We start from the raw sequence: 2,207 nt of genomic DNA, 5'->3' as shown, positions 1-2,207 counted from the left end.
CTAGACCATTACTTGGCACAGCGGCAACTGCCAGTCAGCCGGGAGCGGTGGAATCCGAAGACGCCCCTGGTGGGCAGTCTGGGGGAAGACGGCAATGCCGGTATCACTGGCCCTCATCTTTGGCGCGTGTTGCGAAGATTCTTTGCGCAGGCCGCGGACGCCATTGAGGCCGATCACCCGGTCGCCGCCGAAAAGCTGCGCCGTGCCACGCCCCATTGGATGCGGCACAGTCATGCCAGCCATGCGTTGGCCCGGGGGGCCCAGCTCACCGCAGTGCGCGACAACCTGCGCCATGCGTCGATCGCCACGACATCGATGTATTTGCATGGCGATGAGCTTGAACGGGCGAGGCAGATGCGACAGGCCTTCGCGGCCCGAAAATGAGGACGTCTGGTGAAAGTCCGCCGGCTTAACGAACGTAAAATCCTAGAATCCGTTTCTTGAGGGCACCCCGATCACCGCGGCAGTTCGCACAGTACACCTCGGCAGCTTGGCTGATGGGGGATTTTGCACTCGCACTTGGTGGCACTCCCTGCGACTAGCATGCCTACGACCGATCCTGATCATCTTGCGCCCCACATTACGCCAGCGGGCCATCTTCTGGCGGTACCGCAAACCGACGCGCCCCCTCTGCCGAAGGATCTCGCGTTCGGCGGTGCCTTCCAGGCCGGCGCGGGACATGGGCTGCTCTATCTCGGCAGCACGGCAATCGGACGGCCATTGCCAAGCGCGTGGGCATGGTGGCGCGACTTTGCCGTACGTTATGTCACCGCGGTGTGTACGACGGCCGAAGACGAAGACATTGCAGTCGCCGAGCCAAACGCCCCGGACCTTGAAGGGCTGATCGGCGATGCACCACCCATGACGGGCATCGAATATCTCACGCCGTCCGTCCTTGCAACGTTGTGGGGCGAAATCGACCTCGCCCTGCGGCAGGAGCTGGCCAGCGCAGGGGGCTCGCTGCAGGCCTTTCTCAAGTCACGGCATCCTACCTGGAATCTGGTGGGCCGCGTGCATTTCAATCTTGCCGAGAACCGGAAAGACCCCGACGCCCCCTTTGCCTTTCTGGCGACCTATACGGCGCGCATCTCCGCGCACGGCAAGACTCAGCATCAGCCCCTGTCGCGCTCGCTCGAGGAATTCTCTGGAGCGCGCAACAAGACGCAGCTCCTATCCTTGCTGGTCCCCGTTCAGCGTGCGGCCGAGTGCTGCGACTGGGTGCGGGCCATGCTCGATTCGCGCGAGATTTATCATCCGTTGCGCTGGACGCCGGCCGATGCTTATCGCCTGCTAAACGATTTGCCCGCGCTCGAAGCTGCCGGCATCATCGTTCGACTGCCCGGTACGTGGGTGACCGGCCGCCCCGCACGCCCCACCGTGACGGCCAGTGTGGGCACCCAACCGCCATCTCTGGTCGGCAAGGATGCCTTGCTCGATTTCAACATGGCGGTCTCGCTGGAGGGCGAACCGTTAAGTCCTGCCGAAGTCCGGAATCTGCTCAAGGGCGCCGACGGCCTGCAGTGGATCCGCGGCCGCTGGATTGAGGTCGATACCAAAAGGCTCGGCCGCCTCCTGCAACGCTTTGAGGATCTTGAGAAAGCCGCGCAATCGGGGCTGCCACTCAACGACGCGCTACGCCTGCTGGCAGGCGTGTCGGGCGATGATGCGCAAGCGTCCGAAACACGCGACTGGACGCAGGTCGTGGCCGGTCCCTGGCTGGCCGAGACCCTTCAGAACTTGCGCGAACCGCAAGGGTTGGCGCGCGTCGACCCAGGCAGCGATTTGAGGGCGCAGTTGCGGCCTTATCAGCAAGCGGGCGTGCAGTGGCTCTACCTGCTCAGCCGACTCGAATTGGGTGCATGTTTGGCCGACGACATGGGGCTTGGAAAGACGATCCAGATCCTCGCCCTGCTTTTGATCCTGAAGCGCGAACAGGCAGAGCCACGCCCCAGCCTCCTGGTCGCGCCAGCTTCCCTTTTGGCCAACTGGGTCGCGGAAGCCGAGCGCTTTGCGCCAGGTCTGCGCGTCCTGGTCGCGCACCCCTCCGTTACGCCGTCCGAGACACTGCGCGGACTCGATGACGTGCAGCTCGCCCGGACCGATCTCGTGATCACCAGTTTCGGCGCGCTGCTGCGCCAACCTGGGCTGCAGACGATACGCTGGCGCCTCGCGATTGTCGACGAAGCGCAGGCGATCAAGAACCCAGG

The 2,207-nt window shown here is 63.9% G+C and carries 2 protein-coding genes; both read left to right on the top strand.

All coding sequences use genetic code 11. The annotated features are described in order from the left end of the window. Positions 1-384: site-specific integrase (locus tag A3A5_RS41765; protein WP_026200891.1), on the top strand; the 384-nt coding region annotated here is incomplete at its 5' end. Between the two features lie 159 nt (positions 385-543). Beyond that, positions 544-2,207 (top strand): SNF2 helicase-associated domain-containing protein (locus A3A5_RS0118350; protein ID WP_018312002.1); only part of this gene is annotated, 1,664 nt, incomplete at its 3' end.

Origin of the sequence: Cupriavidus sp. UYPR2.512 (assembly GCF_000379565.1) — a bacterium.
Lineage (GTDB): Bacteria > Pseudomonadota > Gammaproteobacteria > Burkholderiales > Burkholderiaceae > Cupriavidus.
Note: the sequence above shows the minus strand (reverse complement) of the source record. Positions and strands in the feature narration are given on the sequence as shown.